General features: G+C 34.2%; 7 protein-coding genes and 1 pseudogene. 3 read left to right on the top strand and 5 right to left on the bottom strand.

The genetic code is table 11. The features are described 5' to 3' along the window. Positions 1-225 precede the first annotated feature (225 nt). Complete coding sequence (locus tag Q0977_RS17785) at positions 226-747, top strand: transposase (RefSeq protein ID WP_299516411.1); 522 nt, start codon at positions 226-228, stop codon at positions 745-747. 312 nt (positions 748-1059) lie between these two features. Here the strand turns inward: Q0977_RS17785 and fetB are convergent, their stop codons facing one another. Together fetB and Q0977_RS17795 are read right to left on the bottom strand one after the other, a co-directional pair. Continuing rightward, on the bottom strand, positions 1060-1839 hold the full coding sequence (fetB, locus tag Q0977_RS17790; RefSeq protein WP_007209098.1) for an ABC transporter permease: 780 nt from the start codon (positions 1837-1839) through the stop codon (positions 1060-1062). Position 1840: 1 nt separating this feature from the next. Next, entirely contained in the window at positions 1841-2497 is a 657-nt protein-coding gene (locus Q0977_RS17795) for an ATP-binding cassette domain-containing protein (RefSeq protein ID WP_251869540.1), read from the bottom strand. 110 nt (positions 2498-2607) lie between these two features. On the opposite strand from Q0977_RS17795, the gene Q0977_RS17800 reads away from it, so the two are divergent. Further along, entirely contained in the window at positions 2608-3042 is a 435-nt protein-coding gene (locus tag Q0977_RS17800; RefSeq protein ID WP_299516421.1) for a cupin domain-containing protein, read from the top strand. 156 nt (positions 3043-3198) lie between these two features. Here Q0977_RS17800 and Q0977_RS17805 read toward each other — a convergent pair whose 3' ends face one another. Beyond that, a complete protein-coding gene (locus Q0977_RS17805; protein WP_299516423.1) occupies positions 3199-3486 on the bottom strand; it encodes a Crp/Fnr family transcriptional regulator in 288 nt (95 codons plus the stop codon). 159 nt (positions 3487-3645) lie between these two features. Here Q0977_RS17805 and Q0977_RS17810 point away from each other — a divergent pair. Continuing rightward, positions 3646-4104 (top strand): annotated as a pseudogene (locus Q0977_RS17810) (IS6 family transposase); the annotation flags it as partial. A 73-nt stretch (positions 4105-4177) separates the two neighbouring features. On the opposite strand, the gene Q0977_RS17815 reads toward Q0977_RS17810, so the two are convergent. Both Q0977_RS17815 and Q0977_RS17820 read right to left on the bottom strand, forming a co-directional pair. Next, a complete protein-coding gene (locus Q0977_RS17815) occupies positions 4178-4435 on the bottom strand; it encodes a Txe/YoeB family addiction module toxin (RefSeq protein WP_299516425.1) in 258 nt (85 codons plus the stop codon). Next, complete coding sequence (locus Q0977_RS17820; RefSeq protein ID WP_299516427.1) at positions 4428-4697, bottom strand: type II toxin-antitoxin system Phd/YefM family antitoxin; 270 nt, start codon at positions 4695-4697, stop codon at positions 4428-4430. The genes Q0977_RS17815 and Q0977_RS17820 overlap by 8 nt, the downstream gene beginning before the upstream one ends. Between the last annotated feature and the right edge of the window lie 303 nt (positions 4698-5000).

Here is a 5000-nt window from a genome sequence, read left to right on the forward strand (position 1 = left end):
TTTGCCATACTACAACACCTCCATAAAAATTTATATGTGTAACTTAGTGACCATAATATCCTTTAAAACTACAACTAAATTGTATCACAATTTTTATGTATCGCTAAGTAAAGTGCATATAGAATCAATTAGAAATAATTAGGATAATTTGATTCTGTTGCAAAATTTACTGATAAACTAGTTTTAAGATAAACTAGAGTCAAAAGATAGCTTGGAGGAAAGAAGATGGATCACTTTAAAGGCAAACAATTTCAGGAAGATGTAAAGATTGTCGCTGTAGGTTACTATCTTCGATATAATCTCAGTTATCGAGAAGTTCAAGAAATTCTTTATGACCGTGGAATTCATGCAGATGGACTAACTTTAGATATTTGGTTACGTAAAAAACGAGATACACAAGCAGCTTATGCCTTTTTAAAGCGATTAAATAAACAATTCGGAGAGCCAAAGGTTCTCCTTGCAGATAAAGCCCCATCTATAGGTAGTGCGTTTAAAAAGTTACAGAAAAATGGATTCTATTTGAAAACAGATCATCGAACAGTGAAATATCTCAATAACTTAATTGAGCAAGATCATCGTCCAATGAAACGGCGAAATAAGTTTTATCAAAGTCTTCGAACGGCTTCAGCCACGATTAAAAGCATGAAGACCATTCGAGGAATATACAAGAAAAGCCGAAAAGAAGGCACTCTCTTCGGCTTTTCAGTCTGTACTGAAATTAAAGTTTTACTAGGGATTCCATCATAATTTATTGTAAAACAAGTAGTAGTATGATTTGTTTTTAAACTTTGCAACAGAACCTTGAAAATTGTTGAAAATAAGATAACTTTTGATTTTGACAAATAAAATAGGCGCTGACAGAACGATTTAGAGCCATTTTAAAATGATTAGGTAGGTAATTATGTATATATATAATCTACAAATAAAAAGATTAAAACGGCTCTACAATATATAGGACTGATGACTAAAAATGATATGCTCCCCCTGAAGTAGACACTTAATAAAATAAGTCTACTTTAGGGGGAGCATATCGCAACTTTCTTTAAAGGTATTGTAGTTTTATTTTTCATTATCTAGAATATTCAATTGACCAAAGTCTGTGTAAAAGTACTTGTACGAAAGATATACGGCAATTAAAGATGTAATAGCTGAGGTTGATACCATCATGAAGTAAATTAAAATCTGGTACATTATCGCACTTAGAGGTACTGCTCCCGCTAACATCATCCCAACCATCATTCCGGGGAGGAGTACCAAACCAACTGTACGAGCAGAATCGATTGTCGGTTGCAGTGATCCTTTAATTGATTCGCGCAGAATATCGGTAGAAGCTAATTTGATGGATGCCCCTAAAGCCAAACGTTCATTTACTTCCTGTTGTGCCTTAGAAAATTCATTATTTAAATTTCGGAATGACAAACCAATAACTGACATAGCATTTCCTACCAACATACCCGTAATAGGAATAATTTGCGCTGGTACAAATTGAATGGAACCTGAAATAACTAAGACTAAAATGGAAGCAACTACCCCCACTACAATCGCGGTTAAGGAAATTTTAAAAGCATTTGGTATTTTATCCGCACGTTTGTCAGCATTATAAGCCGCATTGATAATCATAAAAATCATAATGACTGCCGTAACTATTATAGAATCTATTTGAAAAATGTAAGTTAAAACATAGCCAATAATGATTAATTGAACAACCATCCGCAACATGGCCCACAGGATATCTTTTTCCAATCCTAATTTCTCTTTATAAGAGATAGATATGGCAAATAATACCAGAACAAAAGAGAAAACGAGTGATAATGGTGATACTGTCAATTCACTTGTCATATTATGCACCCCTTTCAATACTTAATGTGTGGTCCTGAATTTTGAATATCCAGTCTGGTAACACGGCGTCATCTTGGATATGACTCACCCACATAATGGACACTTGATGTTTTTGTTTATAGGCTAACAAATTATCCCAAACCTTATGACGGTTGTCCTCATCTAGAGATGAAGTGATTTCATCTAGCAATAAGACTGCCGGTGGAAAAATTAGGTGCCGAATTAAACCAATCCGTTGCTTTTCCCCACCGGATATTTTATGAATTGACTTATCCAAATCAATATGTGCTAAACCAAATTCCGCCATATAATCTAAAATGGTTTTTTCATCAAAAGCTTTATCATGTGCTTCAAAAACCAATTCAAAATTATCACGAATTGTTCGCCCAAATAAATGAGGATTTTGTGAAACATATGAAATGGATTTGCGATAGGTTTGATAATTCACTTCTTCCAAAATTTGATCCTTATAAATTATGTCGCCACTGGTTCTTGGGATCAGCGATGAAATCAGTCGTAATAAAGTACTTTTACCGCTTCCCGAAGGCCCCTCAACCCTTATCATTTCATTCGCTTTAATTTGAAAAGAAATATCCTCTAACAGACTTTCTTCTCCAGGTTTAAAGGTCACATTTTCGAACACTACTATACTATCCAAATCCAGAAACCTCCTTTATAATGTACGAATATTGTATCATATATTATAAAGTGTTTTTACTTGAAATATTTAGCTAAAGATATAAGATTTAGAGTATAGGCGGGATAAATATGAATAATGATAAATTCTTAATCGGTAATGTTGATAACGACAAGAAACCTTATGTTATAAATATAGAGAAGGAAACATTAGATAATACTAATTTTCGTACTACTCTTTGGACTGGAGAGAAATTACAATTAACTGTTATGGAAATTCCTGTTGGTGGAGATATCGGCCTGGAGGTCCATAATGAAAATGACCAATTTATCCGTATCGGACAAGGGGATGGTCTATGCCAAATGGGACCATCTGAGGATAACTTATCTTTTGAACAAAAAGTAAGCGAAGATGAAGCTGTGTTTGTACCGCTTGGTGTATGGCATAATATTACTAACAAAGGAAATGTACCCTTAAAACTTTATACAATTTATGCTAGCCCAGATCATGTTCCAGGTACAGTTCATTCAACGCAAGAAGATGCTGAAGACGATCCTAACGAATAATTTTATAATAAAGAAAAATGAAGAAGCCCCTAATTCCTAATTGAATATAGGGGTTTTTGTTAACTTTCGGCAAAATAATGGTAGATGCTTTAAAATAATAATTAAATAAGACCTGCAAAAAAGGCTTGTCAGACTCTAATCTGGCAAGCTCTTTTTCTATTCTACTGAAAACAGCAATTCATCTAAATCCATAATTTCAATTCGATTCTTGGCATGTTGTCGAATCAAATCTTGTTCTTCCAAAGCTGAGAACTTCCGGCTGCTCGTTTCTGGTGTTGTGCCTAAATAGGAAGCCAAGTCCTTTCTCGTCATAGGTAAGTCAACAAAGGTATGGTTATTCTCGTCTACCACATAATCAGCCAGAAAAGCTACAATTCTCGATGCCACATTTTCAATCCCCACTTGAGTCGTTTGTTTTTCCGATACTTGCAAACGTCGAGTCACATCCGCCAAAATCCGGCGCGTTATTTCAGGATAATTGTCTAAATGATTATCCAAATCTGCCTTACGAATCATACAAACGGTCGTATCCAGGGCTGCTACTGCATAACTGTGATGTCTTTTATCCGATTGGAAAATGGCTACCTCTCCCGTAAAATCACAATGGACGAAACCTATATCAAAATCAAAGGAACGTGGCACTATTTACATCGAGCAATTAATGCAGATGGACTAACTTTAGATATTTGGTCACGTAAAAAGCGAGATACACAAGCAGCTTATGCCTTTTTAAAAAGATTAAAGAAGCAATTCGGAGAGCCAAAGGTTCTTGTAACAGATAAAGCCCCGTCTATAGGTAGTGTGGTTAAAAATTTACAAAAAACGGATTCTATACTAAAAACAGAACATAGAACGGTTAAATATCTCAATAATCTCATTGAACAAGATCATCGTCCAATCAAACGTCGCAGTAAATTTTACCAAAGTATCCGTACTGCCTCTACCACGATTATGGGCATGGAAACTATTTGAGGAATATATAAGAAAAGCCGAAAAGAAAGCAATCTCTTCGGCTTTTCAGTCTGCACTGAAATCAAAATTTTACTAGGAATTCCACCATAATTAATTTTTTGTAAAACAAGTAGTAGTATGATTTGTTTTTAAACTTTGAAACAGAACCATATTACGAATATTTTTAATAGTGATCTCTTGCCGAATAAAAATAAATCGTCTCATCTTTTACAGCATAAATTAGTCGATGTTCATCCGTTATTCTTCTTGACCATTTCCCTGACAAGTCATGTTTCAATGGTTCTGGTTTTCCAATTCCTAAAAATGGTCTACGATCAATGTCTTTGATTAATTTATTAATCTTTTTTATATTCATTTTATTTCCTTGTTCATACCAATAAATATAATCATTCCATGCATCATCTGACCAAGCTTTAATCATCCTCTTCTACCTCAAGTAATTCTCGAGTAGTGAAATTTCCTAATTCAAACTGTTTATCTCCTCTTCGAATTTTATCCATCACATAATTATTCGATAATACTCGCAAAGTCTCCTGCATAGCATCATAATCCCTTTTTGAAAGTACAACCACCGTATCTTCAATATCTTTTGAAGTGACGATCAATGTATCTGCATCTTCATTGACTTGTTTCATATAACTTTTTAGATTTTGTCGGAAATTAGAATAAGCTACTGCTTCCATTATAAATCCCTCCCATTTATTTATCTTTCTATTTATTGTACAATATATCGTACAATAAATCTATAATTTAGTATTTTTTTAATATTGATCATTTAGGGTATACCCTTTTCTTACCTCCAGTTATAGTGTCGGAACCATAACTTTAGAGGAATTTCAGGTTGCCCGCAATGACTTTTTATTTTAACCTAGGCTTCTTGCGGAGTTGTGTACTTTTGCGTTGCAATTGGGGGGTGCGGATGTTTTTCTGGACCTTTTTTAACAAATAAATCCTTGTTTCTTCCGATATTGAAGTGGACTTAGTCC

The sequence above is a fragment of the uncultured Rummeliibacillus sp. genome (assembly GCF_934216135.1).
Classification (GTDB): Bacteria; Bacillota; Bacilli; order Bacillales_A; family Planococcaceae; genus Rummeliibacillus.